The 20,692-nt window shown below is 68.6% G+C and carries 22 protein-coding genes; 11 read left to right on the plus strand and 11 right to left on the minus strand.

What is annotated here, in order from left to right; translation table 11 throughout:
* Positions 1–34: 34 nt before the first annotated feature.
* The 4 genes from purH to DFR49_RS10670 all read right to left on the minus strand — a co-directional run bounded on the left by purH (position 35) and on the right by DFR49_RS10670 (position 5,419).
* Positions 35–1,600 carry a bifunctional phosphoribosylaminoimidazolecarboxamide formyltransferase/IMP cyclohydrolase gene (gene purH, locus DFR49_RS10655; protein WP_119035721.1) on the minus strand — a complete coding sequence of 522 codons (1,566 nt, stop codon included), beginning with the start codon at positions 1,598–1,600 and terminating at the stop codon, positions 35–37.
* A gap of 103 nt (positions 1,601–1,703) precedes the next feature.
* Complete coding sequence (locus DFR49_RS10660) at positions 1,704–3,440, minus strand: heparinase II/III family protein (RefSeq protein ID WP_245968368.1); 1,737 nt, start codon at positions 3,438–3,440, stop codon at positions 1,704–1,706.
* A complete protein-coding gene (gene rpe / locus DFR49_RS10665; RefSeq protein ID WP_119036373.1) occupies positions 3,437–4,096 on the minus strand; it encodes a ribulose-phosphate 3-epimerase in 660 nt (219 codons plus the stop codon). The genes DFR49_RS10660 and rpe overlap by 4 nt, the downstream gene beginning before the upstream one ends.
* A 45-nt stretch (positions 4,097–4,141) precedes the next feature.
* Entirely contained in the window at positions 4,142–5,419 is a 1,278-nt protein-coding gene (locus DFR49_RS10670) for an RsmB/NOP family class I SAM-dependent RNA methyltransferase (protein WP_119035722.1), read from the minus strand.
* 244 nt (positions 5,420–5,663) lie between these two features.
* Here DFR49_RS10670 and DFR49_RS10675 point away from each other — a divergent pair, with 244 nt between their 5' ends.
* Together DFR49_RS10675 and DFR49_RS10680 are read left to right on the plus strand one after the other, a co-directional pair.
* Entirely contained in the window at positions 5,664–5,825 is a 162-nt protein-coding gene (locus DFR49_RS10675) for a DUF1674 domain-containing protein (RefSeq protein ID WP_119035723.1), read from the plus strand.
* Between the two features lie 22 nt (positions 5,826–5,847).
* Positions 5,848–7,689, plus strand: coding sequence for an AsmA family protein (locus tag DFR49_RS10680; RefSeq protein ID WP_119035724.1), 1,842 nt, complete (start codon positions 5,848–5,850; stop codon positions 7,687–7,689).
* Here the strand turns inward: DFR49_RS10680 and DFR49_RS10685 are convergent.
* The 5 genes from DFR49_RS10685 to rpmF all read right to left on the minus strand — a co-directional run bounded on the left by DFR49_RS10685 (position 7,686) and on the right by rpmF (position 10,655).
* Positions 7,686–8,036, minus strand: a complete 351-nt coding sequence (locus tag DFR49_RS10685) for a MerR family transcriptional regulator (RefSeq protein WP_119035725.1) — start codon at positions 8,034–8,036, stop codon at positions 7,686–7,688. The two genes, DFR49_RS10680 and DFR49_RS10685, sit on opposite strands and share 4 nt — an antisense overlap.
* 7 nt (positions 8,037–8,043) lie before the next feature.
* Positions 8,044–8,343 carry an integration host factor subunit alpha gene (locus DFR49_RS10690; protein ID WP_119035726.1) on the minus strand — a complete coding sequence of 100 codons (300 nt, stop codon included), beginning with the start codon at positions 8,341–8,343 and terminating at the stop codon, positions 8,044–8,046.
* A gap of 97 nt (positions 8,344–8,440) precedes the next feature.
* Positions 8,441–9,412 carry a beta-ketoacyl-ACP synthase III gene (locus DFR49_RS10695; protein ID WP_119035727.1) on the minus strand — a complete coding sequence of 324 codons (972 nt, stop codon included), beginning with the start codon at positions 9,410–9,412 and terminating at the stop codon, positions 8,441–8,443.
* The gene (plsX, locus tag DFR49_RS10700) at positions 9,409–10,440 is read right to left on the minus strand and encodes a phosphate acyltransferase PlsX (protein ID WP_119035728.1); all 1,032 of its coding nucleotides are present in this window, start codon (positions 10,438–10,440) and stop codon (positions 9,409–9,411) included. The genes DFR49_RS10695 and plsX overlap by 4 nt, the downstream gene beginning before the upstream one ends.
* Before the next feature lie 35 nt (positions 10,441–10,475).
* Entirely contained in the window at positions 10,476–10,655 is a 180-nt protein-coding gene (gene rpmF / locus DFR49_RS10705) for a 50S ribosomal protein L32 (RefSeq protein ID WP_119035729.1), read from the minus strand.
* Positions 10,656–10,856: 201 nt separating this feature from the next.
* Here rpmF and DFR49_RS10710 point away from each other — a divergent pair, with 201 nt between their 5' ends.
* Positions 10,857–11,297, plus strand: a complete 441-nt coding sequence (locus tag DFR49_RS10710; protein WP_119035730.1) for an MAPEG family protein — start codon at positions 10,857–10,859, stop codon at positions 11,295–11,297.
* Positions 11,298–11,352: 55 nt separating this feature from the next.
* Here the strand turns inward: DFR49_RS10710 and DFR49_RS10715 are convergent, their stop codons facing one another.
* Positions 11,353–12,012 carry an MBL fold metallo-hydrolase gene (locus DFR49_RS10715; protein WP_119035731.1) on the minus strand — a complete coding sequence of 220 codons (660 nt, stop codon included), beginning with the start codon at positions 12,010–12,012 and terminating at the stop codon, positions 11,353–11,355.
* Between the two features lie 80 nt (positions 12,013–12,092).
* Here DFR49_RS10715 and pabB point away from each other — a divergent pair, with 80 nt between their 5' ends.
* The 8 genes from pabB to egtD all read left to right on the plus strand — a co-directional run bounded on the left by pabB (position 12,093) and on the right by egtD (position 19,427).
* The gene (gene pabB, locus DFR49_RS10720; RefSeq protein WP_119035732.1) at positions 12,093–13,859 is read left to right on the plus strand and encodes an aminodeoxychorismate synthase component I; all 1,767 of its coding nucleotides are present in this window, start codon (positions 12,093–12,095) and stop codon (positions 13,857–13,859) included.
* Positions 13,860–13,890: 31 nt separating this feature from the next.
* The gene (locus tag DFR49_RS10725) at positions 13,891–15,090 is read left to right on the plus strand and encodes a pyridoxal phosphate-dependent aminotransferase (RefSeq protein WP_119035733.1); all 1,200 of its coding nucleotides are present in this window, start codon (positions 13,891–13,893) and stop codon (positions 15,088–15,090) included.
* A gap of 147 nt (positions 15,091–15,237) precedes the next feature.
* Positions 15,238–15,384 carry a hypothetical protein gene (locus DFR49_RS21985; RefSeq protein ID WP_170151000.1) on the plus strand — a complete coding sequence of 49 codons (147 nt, stop codon included), beginning with the start codon at positions 15,238–15,240 and terminating at the stop codon, positions 15,382–15,384.
* A gap of 89 nt (positions 15,385–15,473) precedes the next feature.
* Positions 15,474–16,130, plus strand: coding sequence for a peptide-methionine (S)-S-oxide reductase MsrA (msrA, locus tag DFR49_RS10730; protein ID WP_119035734.1), 657 nt, complete (start codon positions 15,474–15,476; stop codon positions 16,128–16,130).
* Between the two features lie 58 nt (positions 16,131–16,188).
* Entirely contained in the window at positions 16,189–16,416 is a 228-nt protein-coding gene (locus DFR49_RS10735) for a twin transmembrane helix small protein (protein ID WP_119035735.1), read from the plus strand.
* Positions 16,417–16,531: 115 nt separating this feature from the next.
* On the plus strand, positions 16,532–17,119 hold the full coding sequence (locus DFR49_RS10740; protein ID WP_119036374.1) for a cob(I)yrinic acid a,c-diamide adenosyltransferase: 588 nt from the start codon (positions 16,532–16,534) through the stop codon (positions 17,117–17,119).
* A 26-nt stretch (positions 17,120–17,145) separates the two neighbouring features.
* Positions 17,146–18,396, plus strand: a complete 1,251-nt coding sequence (gene egtB / locus DFR49_RS10745; protein WP_119035736.1) for an ergothioneine biosynthesis protein EgtB — start codon at positions 17,146–17,148, stop codon at positions 18,394–18,396.
* A gap of 53 nt (positions 18,397–18,449) precedes the next feature.
* On the plus strand, positions 18,450–19,427 hold the full coding sequence (gene egtD, locus DFR49_RS10750) for an L-histidine N(alpha)-methyltransferase (RefSeq protein WP_119035737.1): 978 nt from the start codon (positions 18,450–18,452) through the stop codon (positions 19,425–19,427).
* Positions 19,428–19,444: 17 nt separating this feature from the next.
* Here the strand turns inward: egtD and DFR49_RS10755 are convergent, their stop codons facing one another.
* The gene (locus DFR49_RS10755; RefSeq protein WP_119035738.1) at positions 19,445–20,557 is read right to left on the minus strand and encodes a DUF1176 domain-containing protein; all 1,113 of its coding nucleotides are present in this window, start codon (positions 20,555–20,557) and stop codon (positions 19,445–19,447) included.
* Positions 20,558–20,692 lie beyond the last annotated feature (135 nt).

Below are 20,692 nucleotides of genomic sequence, written 5' to 3' on the forward strand. Positions count from 1 at the left end.
GTGGGGTGGGGGAGCGGGCCGGTGCGGCACAACATCAGTGCCGGAAATGCCGCATCCCGGTGAAGACCATCGCCAGCCCGGCCTCGTCGGCGGCGGCGATCACCTCGTCGTCGCGGATCGAGCCGCCCGGCTGGATGACCGCGGTGGCGCCCGCCTCGACGGCGGCAAGCAGCCCGTCGGCGAACGGGAAGAACGCATCCGACGCCACCGCCGAGCCGATCGTGCGCGGTTCGGCCCAGCCCGCCTTCTCGGCGGCATCCTTCGCTTTCCACGCCGCGATCCGCGCCGATTCGAGGCGGTTCATCTGCCCCGCGCCGATGCCCGCGGTGCTACCCCCCCTGGCATAGACGATCGCGTTCGACTTGACGTGCTTGGCGACCGTCCAGGCGAAGCGGCAATCGGCGAGTTCCTGCGCGGTCGGCGCGCGCCTGGTGACGACCTTGAGATCAGCATCGGCGACGCGGCCGTTGTCGCGCGACTGGACGAGCATCCCGCCCGCGATCGTCTTCATCATCAGCCCGCCGCGCGCCGGATCGGGCAGGTCGCCGGTGAGCAGCAGCCGCAGGTTCTTCTTGGCCGCGAAAATCGCGCACGCCTCCGCATCGGCGTCGGGCGCGATCACGACTTCGGTGAAGATCGCGGTGATCGCGCGCGCCGTGGCGCCGTCGAGTAGGCGGTTGAGCGCGATGATCCCGCCGAACGCCGACACCGAATCGCAGGCAAGCGCGGCGTTATAGGCGTCGACCAGGCTATCCGCGCTGGCGACGCCGCACGGATTGGCGTGCTTGACGATGACCACGCTCGGCGCGGCATCGCGGAATTCGGCAACCAGCTCCAGCGCGGCGTCGGCATCGCCCAGATTATTGTAGCTCAGCGCCTTGCCCTGCACCTGCTCGGCCTGCGCGATCCCGCGCGTGTCGCCGGTGAGATACAGCGCGGCGTGCTGGTGCGGGTTCTCGCCGTAGCGCAGTTCCTGCCCCTTGGTGAGCGGCACCGAGAGCGCGACCGGGAACGTCTCGCCCTGATCGACTTCGGCGAACCAGCGCGCGATCGCGGCGTCGTACGCGGCGGTGGCGGCATAGGCCTTGGCGGCGAGCCGCTTGCGATCGTCGAACGTGGTCGAGCCGCCCTCGACCAGCGCGTAATCGGCCGGGTCGGTGACGATCGCGACATAGGCGTGGTTCTTGGCCGCCGAGCGCACCATCGACGGGCCGCCGATATCGATATTCTCGATCACCTCGTCGCGGCCAGCGCCCTTGGCGACCGTCTCGCGGAACGGATAGAGATTGACCACCACCAGATCGATCGCGCCGATCGCATGGTCGCGCATCGCCGCCGCGTGTTCGGGATCGTCGCGCACCGCGAGCAACCCGCCATGCACCTTGGGGTGGAGGGTCTTGACGCGGCCGTCCATCATCTCGGGAAAGCCGGTGAGATCGGCAATATCGCGCACCGTGAGCCCGGCGTCGCGCAGCGCCTTCGCGGTGCCCCCGGTCGAGACCAGCTCGACCCCCTTGCCTGCGAGCGCCTTGCCCAGATCGACGATTCCCGTCTTGTCCGAAACCGAAAGCAGCGCGCGTTTAATGGCAATGGCGGTCATGATATCTTTCCGTTCGCCCTGAGCTTGTCGAAGGGCGGGTGGCGACAATCGTGCAGCGACAAGCTCGGCACGAACCGGGGACGTGTGGCGTTTCCCTTAACCCTCAGGCCGCGCGCTTCAAGGCCCAGCTCACATTGGCGCCCCCCGGCGCCGCCTCGCCCGAGACGACGAGCTGCTGCGTGGCGACCGGCCGGCCGTCGCCGTCGATCCACACGCTCGATTCGATGCCGAGCGCACCGCCCTTGCAGCGGAACTGCCATGCCGTGCCGCCGGGCAGGCGCAGCAGCGCGGCAAGGCCGTCGGCGGTCTGCGTGACCTGCACCGTCGCGCCGAGGTGGAAGCGGATCGCGAACGGTGTCTGCGGCCGCTTGGGCGCGCGGCGGCCGGCGGGCAGCAGCATGTCTTCGCCGCGCAGCTCGCGCCCGTCGCCGGTCAGCACCAACTGGCGACGGTGGACGAAGCCGTGGCGCTTGGCATAGCCGTCGTGGCTCGCCTCGATCCGGCTCGCCTGCTCGCTTTCCTGCCGCGTCAGCTCGACCTCGGCGACGCCCTTGCCCAGCGTGCCGTCCGCCAGCACAGCGGTCGAGTTGGAATCGGCCAGCACCAACGTCGAATGTGCGGCGGTAGTGCGCAGTCCCTCGGCGAGATCGGGCGGCAAATGCGCGACCGCGGCACGCGCGCCGCCGCAATTGACGATCAGCCGGTGCGGCCCGTCGGACATCTCGAACGCGAGCGTCGAGGCGCAGCCCCCATCGATGACACGCGCAACCGGGGGCGGGGCGGCGTCGACGATCACCACCGCCTTCGCTGCCGCGAGCCGTTGATAGCCCCATTCACGCGCCTGCCGCATCGGGCGCGTGCGAATCCCCGTGCCGTCGACCAGACGATCGAGTTCGTCCGCGGTCAGCGGTCCGCCGCCCTGCCAGCTCGACAGCGCGTGATCGCCGTGGGTGATGCCGAGCAAGGCGGGCACCATCCGCGCGAGCGCGGCGTCGATCGACGCGGGCACGACCATCCGCCGCGCGTCATACGTGCGCGCCAGCATCGTGAGGATGCGGATCAGCGCGACCTGATCGCGCGGCGAGCGCGAGACGATCCCGCCGTCGTCGAACACCGAGAGCGCGAGCGCCTTGGCGATTCCCGCCTCGCCCACCGCGCGCCGCGCGTCGCCACCCGGAATCAGCAGCCCCGCGGTGAGCACGCCCGCCCAGGTCGCGACCCGACGAACCCCGATCGGCTGCTTGTCGGCGACGCGATCGATGTGGCGGGCGCCGCGGGCGAGCGTGTTGAGCACGCGCGAGCGATAGATGAGATCGGTGCTCGACAGGATCAGCGGTGCGTGCGCCGCCCAGAATTGCAGCCGCCGTCCACACAGATCGGGGCGCCAGGCGGGATCGGCGATGGTGTCGGCGTGCGCGTGGAGCCAGCGACGCATGAGGTTTTCGGCGATCGGCGCGGCCTGCGCGCGCGGCGCGACCGACGACAGATCGCGCAGCCACGCGAACCGGTGGACATAATCGAGGAAATCGGCCGACACGTCGGGCCGGGCGATGTCGAACGTATCGATCGCGCGTTCCTCGCCGCGAAAGCGCAACTTGCCCTCGAGCAACGCATTGCCGCGCGCGACATCGCCGAAAAAGGGATCCTCGGGCACCGCGATCAGCTTGAGCGGGTAGCGCCCGCGCAGGCGCAGCGTGTGGATCGGGGTGCGCCAGGTGAGGCGATGGAAGCGATCCTGCAACCGCTCGGCGAGCGACAAGCCCTTCTCGCCCCCCAGCCTGATCAGCCGCTTGCCTTCCTCGATACCGTCGGCGGCGGGATCGTCCTCGTGCCCGCTCACCCGCCTCTCAAGGCCCGGATATTGTCGGCATAAGCGGCCGGGCCACCCTTAAAGGTAGCGGTGCCGGCAACGAGCACGTTCGCGCCTGCCGCGATCGCGCGTGGCGCGGTTTCACGATCGATGCCGCCGTCGACCTCGAGATCGATCGGCTTGCCGGTCTTGTCGATCATCTTGCGGATCGCCTCGATCTTGCGGAGCTGGCTCTCGATGAAGCGCTGCCCGCCGAAACCGGGATTGACGCTCATCACCAGCACCAGATCGACCTCCTCGATCAGATAATCGAGCATCTTGGCGGGCGTCGCGGGATTGAGCACGACGCCGGCGCGCTTGCCGAGCCGCTTGATCTCCTGGATCGTGCGGTGGGTATGCGGCCCCGCCTCGGGGTGGACGGTGATCGTATCCGCGCCCGCCTCGGCAAAGGCATCGAGATACGGATCGACCGGCGAGATCATCAGATGGACGTCGAAGGGCTTGCTGGTGTGCGGGCGGAGCGCCTTCACCACCGCCGGGCCGATCGTGATGTTGGGAACGAAATGCCCGTCCATCACGTCGACATGGATCCAGTCCGCGCCCGCCGCGTCGATCGCGCGTATTTCCTCACCGAGTTTCGCGAAGTCGGCGGAGAGGATCGATGGAGCAATACGGATGTCGGCCATGAGATCGCCATGTAGCATGGCGCGGTCGCCCCGCAAGCCGCCCCGTCAGCCGACCCGCATCATCCGTGCGATGAAGAAGCCGTCGCAGCCGCCCTCGTCGGCCAATATCCCCGGCAAGGTGCGCAGCCAGCCGCGTGGATGCGGCGCGAGCCCTTCGGGAAGCTCATCGGGCAGCACGGGATCAATCGCGAAATCGGGATGCCCCCCCAGAAATCTCTCTATCTGCGCCTCGCCCTCGGCGGGCTCGAGCGAGCAGGTCGCGTAGACGAGCAGCCCGCCGGGGCGCACCATCGCCGCGGCGTGATCGACAAGGCGGGCCTGGAGTGTCGCCATGTCCTCGACCAGCCCCGGGCGGACGCGGTGGAGCACATCGGGATGGCGGCGGAAGATGCCGGTCGCGCTGCACGGCGCGTCGAGCAGGACGGCATCGGCGGGCGCCGCGGGCGTCCAGGCGAGCGCATCTGCGGCAACCACCTCGGCTGCGAGGTGCGTGCGGGCGAGATTGTCGCGAAGTCGCGCGAGACGACTTTCCGAAACGTCGATCGCCGTCGTCGACCAGCCGGCGGCGGCGAGCTGCATCGTCTTGCCGCCGGGCGCGGCGCACAGATCGATCGCGCGGCCGGTGCCGCGGCCGATCAGCCGCGCGGGGAGCGACGCGGCGATGTCCTGCACCCACCAGCGCCCCTCGTCGAAACCGGGCAGGCTGGTGACGGGACCGGCATCGGTGAGCCGCAGATGGCCGGGGAGCAGGCTGGCGCCGCCGGATTCCGCGAGCAACGCATCCGCTTCGTCCCGGAAGGTGAGGTCGAGTGGCGGCGGGGCGGCGATCGCGCGGGCGGCGCCCGCCACCGCTGGCGCCCCCCAGGCAGCGCGCCAGCGCGACGCGACCGCGTCGGGAAGCACCGGCACGTCGGTCAGCCGCGCCTCGCCCCGCATCAGCGTGCCGAAAACGCCGTGGACGAGCTTGCGCGGGCCACCGTCGACCAGCGGCAGCACGGTCGCGATCGCGGCGTGCGGCGGGGTGCCGAGCGACAGCGCCTGTACAAGCGCAATGCGTAGCGCGGTGCGTGCCTTGGCGTCGTCCGGAAGCGGTTGCCGGGTCGCCGAATCGATGAGCGAGTCAAGGTCGGGAAGGCGCCGCAGCACCTCGGCGGCGATGGCGTGTGCGAGCGCGCGGTCGTCCGCCCGGTCGAGCCCGCGCGTGGCCGGGCCCAGCGCCGACTCGAGCGCTTCTCCGCGCCTCAGCACGCCATCGAGGACGCGCAGCGCGGCGCGGCGGGCGGGGACGCCGGGCGCGTCGGTGGAGCGACGAGGCCCGGTCATACGCGCGAAACGCGGCGCGCGAAGTTGACCAGGTTGACTGTCACACACGAGTAGGGAGCCGACCCCGCGGCGCGGGGATGGTGGGAACGAGCGCAAGGTGGAAGATCGGTCATCATGCTCCCTTGCCACAAATCGGGGGCTGTAGGACAGGCCGCGAGGACGCACAGGCGCTTGGCAAGCCCGCTTCACGGCACCAAAATAGCTGCCCGCGTGTTGAAGACCGATCGCAATGAGGAACCCGCCAATGGGCCAGCGCCCGCCGCATGTAAAACCGCCCGCCTATCTTTCGAAGAGCCCGCCGGTGCCCGAGCCTGATCAGACCCAGGCGCCCGCGCACGATCCGCTCGGCAAGAATCCGGTGCGGTACGGCGATTGGGAACTCAAGGGAATCGCCGTCGATTTCTGACGCCACGGCCCTGCGCGATCGGTTGACCGGCTGGGCGGCGGATCGCCGCCTCCGCCGGGGCGCAGCTATTCTCGGCGGACTGGCAATCGGCCTCGTCATCCTGATCGGCGCCTTCCCTTGGGGCACGCTCAAAGGCGTGGTCGAGAACCGGCTCGGCGCGCGTTACGGCGCCGGGGTGACGATCGGATCGATCCACCGCACCCGATTCTTCTCGTTCACGCCCACCGTCGAAATTCGCGATGTGCGCATTCCGCAACCCGCATGGGCCGGAAGCGGCGCGTTCGCGCAGGTGAGCGTCGCCCGGGTGCGGTTCAGCGCGTTCGGTGCGCTGACGGGGCGCGTCTCGCCGAGCGCGATCGAGATCGACGGACTGCGACTGGCGCTGGTGCGCGACAAGCAGGGCCGCAAGAACTGGAGCGACGGCGACGACCGCGGCGGCAGCCTCGCGCTCGATCGCCTGCGGCTCGCCGACAGCCGGTTGCGCTACGACGATGCGGTGCAGGATCGCCATCTCGACGCGGCGATCGCCGCCGACGCGCAGAGCCTGCGCCTGACGGGCAAGGGATCGATCCGGGGCGCGCCCATCACCGTCACCGCGCGCGGCCCCGCCGTCTCCTCAGCCGGACGCTGGCCGTTCGCGGCGGCGATCGACGGCACGGCTTTGACGATGACCGCCAAGGGCACGATGGCGCGCGCGCTCGACACCGGCCATATGGCCTTCACCATGACGGCGCGCGCCGACGACCTCAAACGGGTCGACGCGGTGATCGAGGCGGGGTTGTTCGGCACGCAGCCGATCAACCTCGCCGCGCATGTCGAGCGTGCCGGCGCAAGGTGGATCGTCACCGCCCTCAAGGGCACGATCGGCGGGTCCGATCTCACCGGCCATGTCACCGTCGACAAGCGACGCGGCCGCACCATGCTCGACGGCGAAGTGGCGTTCGGGACGCTCGATTTCGAGGATCTCGCGTCCGACGCCGGCAATGCGGCGGCGCTTGCGCTCGAGCAGTCGGAAGGGCTTCGGCTCGTCCCCGACACCCGCATCAACCTCGCGCATGTCGGGCCCACCGATGGACGAATCGCGTTTGCCGCCAGACGCATGGTCAGCCGTCGACGGCCGTCGTCGCTGGCCTGGACGCGCGAGCAACTAACGCTCGATCACGGCGTGCTCACCGCCGATCCGTTCACACTGGGGCTCAAGCGCGGTACGATCGAGGGGCGCATCGCGGTCGATCAGGCCGATGGCGGGGCGGTGCCGACGGTGACGGTCGCGCTCGATCTCAAGGGCAGCACGCTGGCGGCGATCGCGGGTGGCGGCGGCGCGGTCGACGGGCGGCTCAACGGCAAGGTCCGACTGGTCGGCAAGGGCGGCACCTTCCGCGAGGCCGTCGGGCGCGCGGACGGCAACATCGGGCTGATCGCGACCCAGGGGGTGCTTCCCGCCCGGATCGCCTCGCTGCTCGGCTTCGACGTCGGGCGCGGGCTCACCACCGACGCGGACGAACGCGCCGCGCTGCGCTGCGCGGTGATCCGCCTCGATATGAAGCAGGGCATGGGCACGCTCGCCCCGATGGTGATCGACACCGCCCGCGCGCAATCACGCGGCAGCGGCACGGTGGCCTTCCCGTCCGAAGCACTCGCGATCCGGATCACCGGAGCGCCCAAGGAAAAGAGCGTGCTGCGGCTGCCCGGCGCGATCATCGCATCGGGCACGATCCGCGATCCGCAGATCGAAACGCAAAAGGGCACCAAATCCCTGGGCAATGTCCTGAAGGCAATCGGTCGGTCGATCACCGGCGACCAACCGCCGCGCGCCACCGACGCCGATTGCGACGCGCTCGCCGCGCAGGCGCTCAATTTCTAGATCGCGTCGCGGCGGAGCGCTTCGGCGAGCGCGTCGCGGATCGTGCGCAGCCGGGCGGCCCCATCGGCACCGGGCGCGGGTGTAACGGGCGCCGCGCCCTTGGTCGCAAGCAATTGCTGGACGCCCTTGATCGTATAGCCTTCGCGGTTGAGCAACGCGTCGATCCGGCGCACCAGCGCGACATCGCCGGGGCGGTAATAGCGCCGCTTGCCCGCCCGCTGGAGCGGCCGCAACTGGGGAAAGCGCGTTTCCCAATAACGCAGGATGTGCTGTGGCAGCCCCGTCTCGCGCGACAACTCCCCGATCGTGCGGAAAGCGGTGTCGGCCTTGTCGGGAGCGCCCGCCACCCCGCGGCTATCCCGCCGCGACGATGCGGTCGCGCATCATCTGGCTAGCCCGGAAGGTGAGCACACGGCGCGGCGCGATCGGCACCTCGACGCCGGTCTTGGGATTGCGGCCGATCCGTTCGCCCTTGTCACGCAGCACGAAGGTGCCGAATCCCGAAATCTTGACGTTCTCGCCATCCGCGAGCGCGCTGCACATGCGGGCGAGAATGCTTTCAACCATCCGGGCCGAATCGGCGCGCGACAGCCCCACCTCGCGATGGATCGCATCGGCCAGATCGGCCCTCGTCATCGTTCCGGCTTCGCTCATGACATCCCTTCTCCCACCACCCTCGTGATAAGAGTAACACACGCGGCAAGTTTCCTGAAAGAGGCATTGTTACCGGAACGTTGCGGCATGCCCCGCGTCAGAAACGGACGACCGCCGCGCCCCAGGTGAAGCCGCCGCCCATCGCCTCCAGCACGATCACGTCGCCGAGACCGATCCGGCCGTCGCGCACCGCGGTATCGAGCGCCAGCGGCACCGACGCCGCCGAGGTGTTGGCGTGCTTATCGACCGTCACCACGACCTTTTCGGGCGCCAGGCCCAGCTTGCGCGCGGTGGCATCGAGGATGCGGGCATTTGCCTGGTGCGGCACGACCCAATCGACCGCATCGGCGGCAATCCCCGCGGCGACGAGCGATTCCTCCATCACCGCGGCCAGATTGACCACCGCGTGCCGGAACACCTCGCGTCCCTTCATTCGGAGCTTGCCGACCGTTCCCGTCGTCGAGGGACCGCCATCGACATAGAGCAGATCGTTGTAGCGACCATCGGCGTGGAGGCGCGTCGTCAGGATGCCACGACCGGTGGCGTCATCGCTTTCCCGTGCCTCGAGCACGATCGCGCCCGCGCCGTCACCGAACAGCACGCAGGTGCCGCGATCTTCCCAATCGAGCAGCCGGCTGAAGGTCTCGGCGCCGATCACCAGCGCGCGGCGATGGACGCCGGCGCGCAGCATCGAATCGGCGACCTGGACCGCATAGAGGAAGCCCGAGCACACCGCCGCGACATCGAACGCCACGCAATCGTCGATGCCGAGCATCGCCTGCACCCGGGTCGCCGAGGATGGGAAGGTCTGATCCGGCGTCGCGGTGGCGAGCACGATCAGATCCATGTCCTGCGCCGCGATTCCGGCCGCCGCGAGCGCCGCTTCGGCCGCATCGGCGGCGAGCGTCGCTGTCGTTTCCTCCGGGCCCGCGATGTGGCGGAAGCGGATGCCGGTGCGCTCGACGATCCATTCGTCCGAGGTGTCGACGGTTTCGGCGAGTTCGGCGTTCGAGACGCGCCGCGCGGGCAGCGCCGAGCCGGTGCCGATGATGACCGAACGCACCGTCATGCCGCTTCGGCCCGGACGTTGCCGAGATCGTCGATGATCCGCCGGGTGAGATCGTCGCGCACCATCTTGGCGGCGGCGCCGATCGCGGTCGCGACGCCCAGTTCAGTCGCGCCGCCGTGGCTCTTCACCACCAGCCCGTTGAGGCCGAGAAACACCGCGCCGTTATGGTTGTTGGGATCGAGCCGGTTGCGCAGCAGATCGGTCGCGGGCTTCGAGATCAGGAAACCGATCTTCGAGCGCGTCGAACTGCGGAAGGCACGGCGCAGCAGATCGGCGACGAAGCGCGCGGTACCCTCTGCAGTCTTGAGCGCGATGTTGCCCGAAAAGCCATCGCACACGATCACGTCGACCTCGCCGCGCGACAGCCGGTCGCCCTCGATGAAGCCGGTGAAATCGAGCGGCAGGTGATGCGCATCGCGCAGCACTGCGGCGGCATCGCGGATCGTGTCGGTGCCCTTTTGATCCTCGGTGCCGATGTTGAGCAGCGCGGTGCGCGGGCGCGCGAGATCCATCGCGGTGCGGGCGTAGGCGGCGCCCATCACCGCGAACTGGACGAGATTGCGCGCATCGCATTCGGTGTTGGCGCCGAGATCGAGCACGACGACGTCGTTGTCGCCGAGCGTCGGCAGCAACGCGGCGAGCGCGGGGCGATCGATCCCCGGCATCGTGCGCAGACTGAGCTTGGCCATCGCCATCAGCGCACCGGTGTTGCCCGATGAAACCGCAGCGCCCGCACGGCCCTGCTTCACCATGTCGATGGCGATCCCCATCGAGGTGGTCTTGGCGCGGCGGATCGCCTGGCTCGGCCGTTCGCTCGACCCGATCATGTCGGGCGCGTGGACGATTTCCGAATGCGCCGTCAGCTTGGGGTGATTCTGGAGGCCGGCCCGAATCCGCTCCTCGTCACCGACGAGAATGAATTTCATGCCCTCGAATCGGCGGCGTGCACGCGCGACGCCAGCAAGCATCACCGCCAGCCCCTCGTCGCCGCCCATCGCATCGACGGCAATCCGGGAGCTGGTCGACACGCGCGCTGGTCTCCTGTCTGGCGTGGTAGGTCGGCTTAGCCTTCGACCGAGACGATCTCGCGGCCGTTATAATGGCCGCAAGCCGGGCACAGATTGTGCGGGCGCTTGAGTTCGCCGCAATTCGGGCATTCCTGGAACGCGTGCGGCGTCAGCGAATCGTGCGCACGACGCATACCGCGCTTCGAAGGAGAGGTCTTTCTCTTAGGGACGGCCATTTCGGCACCTTATTCGTGTAAATGCTATCGGGGCGCGATAAGCCCGAACGCGGCATGAAGCAACCGATGGCCCCGAAAGGCCGCGGAAGGCACCACGGCCAGACGCATCGCGAAGCGTGGCGCTATAGCGATTTTGAACGGCGTTGCAAGCGGCGCGGCGGCGTGCGATCGCTTGCCGCGTAACGGAGACGGGAGCGCGACATGGCTTTGATCACCCTACCGGTGACGCTGGTGACCGCGGGCGGCGCGGCGCTGATCAACGCCTGGCTCGCCCTGCGCGTTGGGCTGGTGCGCCGTGCCGCCGCGGTCAGCATCGGCGACGGCGGCAATCTGGCGCTGGCGACGCGGATGCGCGCCCAGGCGAATTTCGTCGAAAATGCGCCGTTCATCGTCATCCTGATCGGGCTGATCGAATTCGCGCAGGGATCGTCGATCTGGCTGTGGATCGTCTCGGCAATCTTCCTGATCGTGCGCGTCGCGCATGCGCTGGGGATGGAAGGGCTGCGCCACGGCCGGCTGGCGGGCGCGGTGGTGACGATGCTGTTGCTGGTGGTGCTCGGCATCTATGCGGTGTCGCTGCCCTTCCGCGAACCGCCGCGCACGCAGATCGAACTACCGATCGAATCGCCGGCACGAGGGTAGCCCGGCACCCCCTGAGACAGAGAAGCAGCGGCCCCGTCATGCGCGCAATTACCCTCTAGCGCGCGATCGCGGCGTCGCTGACGAACGGATTGTGGCGGCGTTCGTGCGCGAAGTTGCTTGTCGGGCCGTGGCCGGGGATGAAGGCAGTGTCGTCGCCCAAGGGCCAGAGCTTCTCGACCACGGTGCGCAACAACGTCTGGTGATTGCCGAGCGGGAAATCGGTGCGGCCGATCGAGCCTGCGAACAGCACGTCGCCCACCAGCGCGAGCGCCGAGGGCGGGTGGTGGAAGATGACGTGGCCGGGGGTGTGCCCGGGGGTGTGATAGACGTCGAGCGCGAGCGTACCGACCGTGACCTGATCACCTTCATCCAACCAGCGATCGGGCTCGAACGGTACACCGTGGATTCCGTATTTGCGGCCGTCTTCGTCGAGCCGGGCGATCCAGAAGCGATCCTCCTCGTGCGGCCCCTCGATCGCCACGCCGAGATCGTCGGCGAGCAGCTTCGCCTCGCCGCAATGATCGATATGGCCGTGGGTGAGGAGGATCTTCTCGATCGTGACGCCGTGCTGCGCCGCGGCCGCCTTGAGCCGGGGAAGATCGCCGCCGGGATCGACGAAGGCCCCCTTCATCGTCTCGGTGCACCACAGCAAGGTGCAATTCTGCTGGAGCGGGGTGACGGGGATGATCGCGGCGCGGAGCGGGGGCTGAGGCATCGCCCGGAAATAGGCCTGGCCGCCGAATCTGCCAAGGAGGCTTGCCCCACCCCGCCTTTGACGTGCATCTGGTCCGAACGATGGTCGCCGACGAAAAGACACCCTTCGTCCTGCTCGACGATGCCGCGGGCGGTGACGCGACGCTTTATCGCGCGCCCGTCCGCGTGATCGAGGCGCGCCGGGCGGACGAGGTGCGCCCGGCGCTGGCCGCGTTGCGCGCGGCGCGACGCGACGGACTGCACGCGGCGGGATATCTCGCTTACGGCGCGGGTACGGGGATCGAGCCCCGGATCGCGGCGGTCACCGACGATCGCGCGCTGCTCTGGTTCGGGCTGTTCGAGCGCGCAGAGACGATCGCGGCCGATCAGCTATCCGCGCTGCTTCCCGATCCGGCGGCGGCATGGTGCGCGGCGCCGCGGCCCGCGATCACCAACGCCGATTATGAGGCACGCCTCGCGCGCGTGCTCGATTACATTCGCGCGGGCGACATTTATCAGGCGAACCTCACCTTTGCCGCTGAGGTGGCCATCCTGGGTAATCCGCTGGCGCTCTACGCGCGGCTGCGCGCGCAGGCGCGGGCGCATTACGGCGCGGTGGTGCGCACCGACGACACGCTGCTGCTGTCGCTGTCGCCCGAACTCTTTTTCAGGCTCGATGCGGACACGCTGCTGGCGCGGCCGATGAAGGGCACCGCGATGCGCGGCGACACCGCGGACGAGGATCATGCGATCACCGAACGCCTCGCCGCCGATCCCAAGCAGCGCGCCGAGAATCTGATGATCGTCGATCTGTTGCGCAACGACCTGACCCGCGTCGCGCGGCCGGGCAGCGTGAAGGCGCCGCGGCTGTTCGGGGTCGAAACCTATCCGACGATCCACCAGATGGTGTCTGACGTCACAGCCGACCTCGCCGAGGGCCGCGACGCCGTCGACGTGATCGAGGCGCTGTTCCCGTGCGGATCGATCACCGGCGCGCCCAAGATCCGCGCGAGCGAGGTGATCGCCGAAGTCGAGGCCGCCCCCCGCGGCACCTACACCGGCGCGATTGGCCGGATCGACGCCGACGGCGACGCGATCTTCAACGTCGCTATCCGCACGCTCGAGATGGCACACGGCGACGAGACCGCGCGACTGGGGCTGGGATCGGGTGTGGTTGCCGATTCGAACGCCGCCGAGGAATGGGCCGAATGCCTTGCCAAAAGCGCGTTCGTCACCGCGGGTCAGCGGCGCTTCGACCTGATCGAGACGATGGCGTTCGATCCGCAGGCGGGGACCGTGCTGCTCGACCGGCACCTCGCGCGGATGAAGGCGAGCGCGCTGGCGTTCGGCATCCCGTTCGATCGCCACGCGACGCGCAACGAATTGCAGGCTGCGACCTTCCGGCTGCGCGAGGCGCGCCGCATCCGGCTGCTGCTCGCCCCGAGCGGCGCGATGGCGATCCAGGTTTCACCGCTGCCCGAACCCCCGGCCGGCCCGGTAGAGGTCACCATCGTCGCGTCGACGATCGACCCCGACGATTTCCGCTGCCGCCACAAAACGAGCGACCGCGCCTTCCATGATGCCCCGCGCAAGGCCGCCGGCACGTTCGAGGTCGCCTTCGTCGACGCGCACGGCTTCCTCACCGAGGGCAGCTTCACCAGCCTGTTCGTCGAGCGCGGCGACAAACTCGTCACCCCGCCGCTGACGCGCGGGCTGCTGCCCGGCGTGCTCCGCGCCGAATTGCTCGAATCGGGCCGCGCGATCGAGGGCGATCTGACCCCCGCCGACCTCGCCGGGGGCTTCTTCGTCGGCAATGCGCTGCACGGGCTCATCCCGGCGGTTGCAGTCGCGAACAAGGCGGGGCTATAGCGCCCCCGCCTTTTGTAGGGGACACCACGCCATGCAGACTTCCGCCGCGCTCGGCCGCATCAAGCCGTCGCCCACGCTCACGATCACCAGCAAGGTGCTGGAACTGAAGCGCGCGGGTGTCGATGTGATCGGTCTCGGCGCCGGCGAACCGGATTTCGATACGCCCGATTTCATCAAGGATGCGGCGATCGAGGCGATCCGTGCGGGCAAGACCAAATACACCAATGTCGACGGCACACCCGAATTGAAGCAGGCGATCGCCGCCAAGTTCAAGCGCGACAATGGGCTTGCCTACGAGGCCAGCCAGATCACGGTGAACGTGGGCGGCAAGCACACGCTGTTCAACGCAATGATCGCGACGCTCGATCCAGGCGACGAGGTAGTGATCCCGGCGCCGTATTGGGTGAGCTATCCCGATGTCGTGCTGTTCGCCGGCGGCGTGCCCAAATTCGTCGCGGCGGGCGCCGAGCAGGGTTACAAGCTCGCGCCTGAAGCGCTCGAGGCCGCGATCACGCCCAAAACCAAATGGGTGATCCTCAATTCGCCGTCGAACCCGACCGGCGCTGGCTATACCGCGGCTGAGTTGAAGGCGCTCGGCGAGGTCATCGAGCGTCACCCGGACGTGTGGGTGTTCGCCGACGATATGTACGAGCATATCGTCTATGACGGATTCGAGTTCGCGACGATCGCGCAGGTCTGCCCCTCGCTCTATGAGCGCACGCTGACGGTCAACGGCTGTTCCAAGGCCTATGCGATGACCGGCTGGCGGATCGGCTTCGCGGGCGGCGCGCCGTGGCTGATCAAGGCGATGGCGAAGCTCCAGAGCCAGTCGACCTCGAACCCCTGCTCGATCGCGCAGGCCGCGGCGGTGGCGGCGCTGAACGGCGACCAGAGCTTCCTGAAAGAGCGCGCGCAGGCGTTCCAGGGGCGGCGCGATCTCGTCGTGTCGATGCTCAACCAGGCCGACGGAATCACCTGCCCGCGGCCCGAGGGCGCGTTCTACGTCTATCCCGAACTGTCGCAGTTGATCGGCAAGACGACCCCGAAGGGGGTGACGATCGACAGCGATTCGGCGTTCGTCGAATATCTGCTCGAAGACGTGAAGGTGGCGGTCGTCCCCGGCGTCGCGTTCGGCCTGTCGCCCGCGATGCGGATCAGCTACGCGACCTCGGATGCGCTGCTGCTCGAAGCCTGCGAGCGCATCCAGACGGCCTGTGCTGCTCTAAGATGAACGGGTTGCCCAGCGCGCGTTAAGCCGCCGGGCGTACAAGCCGGTGCCAAGGATCGCGAGTCGGCGTTGCCGATTCCGGGCGGTCCTTGCTCCTGATGCTTGTGCTGCGGCGACGCGGCGCGGGATGGATAGAAAAAGGCAAGAACGATGCGGGCCATCCTGAAGTCCGACTTCCTGTGGCAGTTCCTCGGCGGCTTCGCGCTCGGCGCGATCGGGCTTGCCGGGCTGCACATCGCCGAATCGTCGGCGGCGCCTACCGAGGCGACGGCGCCCGCGCCCGCGCCCGCCCACTGAACGCGACTCGGGCGGGGATCGCCCGATCGTGCTAGGATGAGGGCTGATCGAGGCCGCGGCGCCATGCCGCGCGCCGCAGGAGAGCGCTCATGCACCGCCCCTTCATCGTCCTGGCCGGCTTCGGCGGCATCGCGGCAGCCGCGTGCAGCGCTGCCCCTGCCGCCGAGCGAGCGGTTGCGATCCCCGCCCCCGTGCTCGACGTGCCGCCGTCGACGCATTCCGAAACCGCGGTGCTGGCGGGCGGCTGTTTCTGGGGCATGGAAGCGGTGTTCGAGCAGGTGAAGGGCGTCACATCGGTGGTCAGCGGCTATGCCGGGGGCAGCAAGGCGACCGCCCGCTACGGCGACGTCAGCACCGAAAAGACCGGCCATGCCGAAGCGATCAGGATCACCTACGATCCAGCCCGGGTGAGTTACGGCACGCTGCTGCGCGTCTATTTCTCGGTCGCGCACGACCCCACCCAGCTCAATCGGCAGGGGCCGGATCGGGGGCCGAGCTATCGTTCGGCGATCTTCCCGCAGACAGCAGCACAGCAGAAGGTGGCCGCCGCATACATCGCGCAACTGACGCGCGCGCACGCCTTCAAGGCTCGGATCGTAACGCGGCTCGAACGCGGCGGCTTCTACCCGGCCGAAGCGTATCATCAGGACTTCTATCGCCGGAACCCGACCCATCCGTATATCGTGCACTGGGACAAGCCCAAGGTCGCCGCCTTCCGCGCCGCTTTCCCCAAGCTGGCGGTATAACGCGGCGATCCCGACCAACCACGTTGCGGCAAGGCCCGGGAACGCCTAAATTGGCGCGATGAACACTTTCCTCGTCATCCTGCTCGTCGCCGCGATGATCGCGACAGTGGTCGCGCTGGTACGCGGCATCGTCACCTTCCTCAAGACGACCGAGGCGGATCTGAACGGCACCCAGCCGAGCGCGTCGAGCCTGAAATCGAACAAGATGATGCAGTTTCGCATCTTCTTCCAGGCGCTCGCGATCATGATCGTGGTGCTGATCCTGTTTGCCGCCGGACGTACTTGAAGGCTTTGGTATAGATCGGTTCCGGCCCGCTCCCTCACCCGGCCACCCATAGGATAATCGCTTTGGTTGCCCCGTGGGAGAGCGGGCCGGAACCGCAACAAAAGGGCATCTCGCGCTGGTCAAGCTCAACAAGATCTACACCCGCAAGGGCGATGACGGCACGACCGGGCTGGTCGACGGATCACGACTCGCCAAGAGCGATGCGCGGATGACGGCGATCGGCGATGTCGACGAGACCAACAGCGCGATCGGCGTGGCGATCGTCGCGATCGGGGAGGCCGACACGATCCATTCCGCCGGCCTTTCCGCCGGGTTGACGCGCATCCAGAGCGACCTGTTCGATCTCGGCGCCGATCTCGCCACGCCGGGCGAGGATTTCACGCCGTCGGAGATGGTGCTGCGGATCGTGCCGACCCAGGTCGCGCGGCTCGAAGCAGAGATCGATGCGATGAACGCCAGCCTGACGCCGCTCACCAGCTTCATCCTGCCAGGCGGCACGCCGCCGGCCGCGGCGCTCCATCTGGCGAGAGCGATCGCGCGCCGCGCCGAACGTGCCGCCGTCACCGCGGCGGCAGCGATGCCGATCAACCCGCACGCGCTCGCCTATCTCAACCGATTGTCGGACTGGCTGTTCGTCGCATCGCGGGCGATGAACAAAGCCGGCGCCGAGGACGTTCTCTGGCAACCCGGCGCGACGCGCTGACACGAGGTTCACCTGCTCGCGAGACGATGATCGATCGACGCTCCCCCGCCCCCGCACCGCTCGCAGCGCGGTTCGCGGCGGTTCGCGCGCTCAGCCGCGCACTGGTCGAACCATTGTCGGATGCCGATGCGACCGTGCAATCAATGCCCGACGCCTCGCCTGCCAAATGGCACCTCGCTCACACGAGTTGGTTCTTCGAGACGTTCGTGCTGCGCGATTTCGTGCCGGGTTATGCACCGTACGACGCGCGGTTCCCATTTCTGTTCAACAGCTATTACGAGGCCGAGGGACAGCGCCACGCGCGCGACCGCCGCGGCATGGTGACGCGGCCGAGCCTTGACGACGTGCTCGCCTACCGCGCGCATATCGAAGCCGCCCTGCTCGATGCGCTGCCGGGGCTGGCGCCCGAGGTGCGCGATCTGGTGGCGCTCGGCTGCCATCATGAGGAGCAACATCAGGAATTGCTGCTGACCGACATCCTCCACCTGCTGAGTTGCAACCCGATCGAGCCTGCGCTGTGGCCGTCGGCGCACGAGGCACCGATCGCGATGCCGGGGGTGATCGACTGGATCGAGGGTGCGCAAGGCACGGTCGAGATCGGCCACCGCGGCGACGGGTTCGCGTTCGACTGCGAGAGGCCGCGCCACGCCGCGCTGCTCCACCCCCACGCGCTCGCCGACCGCACCGTCACCAACGGCGAGTGGATCGCGTTCATCGAGGACGGGGGCTATGCCGAGTCGCGCCACTGGCTATCCGACGGCTGGGCGTGGGTGCAGGCCGAACGCATCGCCGCGCCGCTCTACTGGGAACAGGACGACGGCGGCTGGACACGCTTCGGGCTCGACGGGCGGCAACCGATCGATCCTGCCGCACCGGTGACGCACATCAGCTTCTACGAAGCCGATGCTTATGCGAGCTGGGCGGGCGCGCGGCTGCCAACCGAGGCTGAGTGGGAAGCGGCGGCGCAGGCGCACGACCCGGCGGGCGGCAACCAACTCGACGCGGCCGGGCCGGCCGAACCGCGTCCTGGCACCACGCCCGGCTTTTTCGGTGACGTCTGGGAATGGACCGGTAGCGCGTATCGCCCCTATCCCGGCTTCCGCCCTGCCGAGGGTGCGGTCGGCGAATATAACGGCAAGTTCATGAGCGGGCAGTTCGTGCTCAAGGGCGGCTCATGCGCGACGCCGCGCGGGCATGTCCGTGCGAGCTATCGCAATTTCTTTTATCCGCATCAGCGCTGGCAGTTCACCGGCGTGCGGCTGGCGAAGGATTGTTGATGCATTCCTATCCTGTTGGAACACAGCACCGGGCTTCCGAAGACAAATAGCTGCTGGAGAAACGCGCCATCGACGACAGCGATACCATCACCGCCGATCCGGCTTTCCGCGCCGACGTGCTCGACGGTCTCACCGCGCCGCAGCGCGCGGTGCCGGCGCGCTGGCTGTACGATCGGCGCGGATCGGAGCTGTTCGAGGCGATCACCGACCTGCCCGAATATTATCCGACACGCACCGAAACGCGCATCCTGACCGAAAGCGGCGCGGATATTGCCGCCAAGGTGGGGCGCGGCCGTGCGGTGGTCGAGTTCGGATCGGGATCGTCGGCCAAGACGCCGCTGCTGCTGCGCGCGATTACGCCCGCCGCTTATGTGCCGATCGATATCTCAGGCGATTTCCTGCGCGATGCGGCAGCCGCGCTGGCGCAGGATTTCCCCGACCTGCCGGTGATCCCGGTCGAGGCCGATTTCATGGAGCCGATTGCGCTGCCGGAGGCGATCCGCGGCCTGCCCAAGCTCGGCTTCTTCCCCGGTTCGACGATCGGCAATCTGGTGCCGCGCACCTCGGTCGATCTGCTGCGCGCGATGCGCGAATCGCTCGGCGACGACGCCTTGCTGCTGATCGGGATGGACCGGGTGAAAAGCGAGGACGTGCTGGTGCCCGCCTATGACGACGCCGCCGGGATCACCGCGGCGTTCAACCTCAATTTGCTCGATCGGATCAACCGCGAGCTGGGCGGCACCATCCCCGTCGATGCGTTTCGCCACCGCGCGATCTGGAACGAGACGCTGACCCGGATCGAGATGCACCTCGAGGCGACGCGCGACGTGGATTTCGCGATCGACGGCCACGCCTTCCAGATGGCGGCGGGCGAAACGATCCACACGGAGAACAGCCACAAATACGGGCCCCGCGACGCGCGGATGCTGCTGCTCGCCGGCGAATGGACCCCGGTGGCGGAATGGACCGACCCCGACGATCGCTTCGCGCTGCTGCTCGCCGAGGCGCGCCCACGGCGGAAGGCGCCGTAGAGGGCGACAGTCGGCCCCTATCGTCGCATCACCTGTGTGCGCCATGTCGTGAGGAGGTTCGGGTTGCCGCGGCATTCGCCCATTTCCGCCTGCTGGGCGAGGCGGAACATGCTGCCGTCCCAGACGAAATCCTGCTCGACGCCGCAATCGCCCAGCCCGCGCCCCTTGGCGTAGCTGGAGAGCACGCCATCGGTGACGCCGGCGTTGACGACCTGCGGAATTTCCGCGGGCGCGCCCGATTCGGTGAAGCCGGAGGGGGCGTCGATGCGCGCGGGGTCGGCCTTGCCGTCCTTGAGCACGAACAGCGCCGAACTGAGATTATAGGCGCCCCGGCCACACGGCACGAGCACCAGCGTCGCGCCGTCGCCCAGCGAGTACGTCTCGGGCGCGATGCCGGTGACGAGCGTATCGTCGCAGCCCGCGCGCTGCTTCAGTTCGGCCGCCATCGTCGCGCCGACCTGCGCGGTGCCGGTGGCGGCGGGCGGGGCGACGATCACCGGCAGCGCCGGCGCGGCGGGCACCGCGCTCGCGGGCCGGTTGCCCTTGGCGACGATCGCGGTCGCGGTGCCCGCACGACGTTGTTCGGCATCGATGTAGCGCAGGCTCGCCGAAGCGCCCGCGAGCGAGATCGTCGCCAGCACCGCGCCGCCAGGATCGCGCACCGTGAGCCGCTGCCCGTTGGCGAGCGCATAAGCGATCGCGGCGGCGGCGTTGCCCGTCACCGTGGTGCGCCCGTCTTTCACGGCGGGAAACGCACCGCCCACCGGCACGCCATCGACCGCGACCGCCGCCGGGGTCACGCCTTCCTCGTTGGGCAGCAGCGCGACCGCGATCGCACCGTCGGGCCCCGCCGCGCGGGTTAGCGCGAGGTTGACCGCGTAGAAGTCTCCATCTTCGGGCGAGAGCGAGGCCATCGAGCATTCGCCGCCATTGTCGCATGCCACCGTCCAGTCGGCGAACGTGCGCGCGCCGGCGGGGTGCGGTGTCGCATGACTGTCGGGTGCGTCGGCGGAAACCGACGACGCCGGCGCAGTTTCCGTATCGGGCGCCGGCGCTGCGTCGTTACCCGGCGCGCGCGGAGCGCAGGCGGCGAGAACGGACAACAGGGCGAACGCGGCGATCGGTCTCATCGCACCATCTTAGGAGGCTGCGGGCGATGGAAAAAGAGGCCAGGTCCCGTTTCCGGCACCGGCCCGCTTCCACGTAAGCACAATAAACTCTAGAGCGCGTGCGACACGGAACATTCTTATCGAAGGAGCAGGCGA

Source organism: Hephaestia caeni (genome assembly GCF_003550065.1).
Classification (GTDB): Bacteria; Pseudomonadota; Alphaproteobacteria; order Sphingomonadales; family Sphingomonadaceae; genus Sphingomonas; species Sphingomonas caeni_A.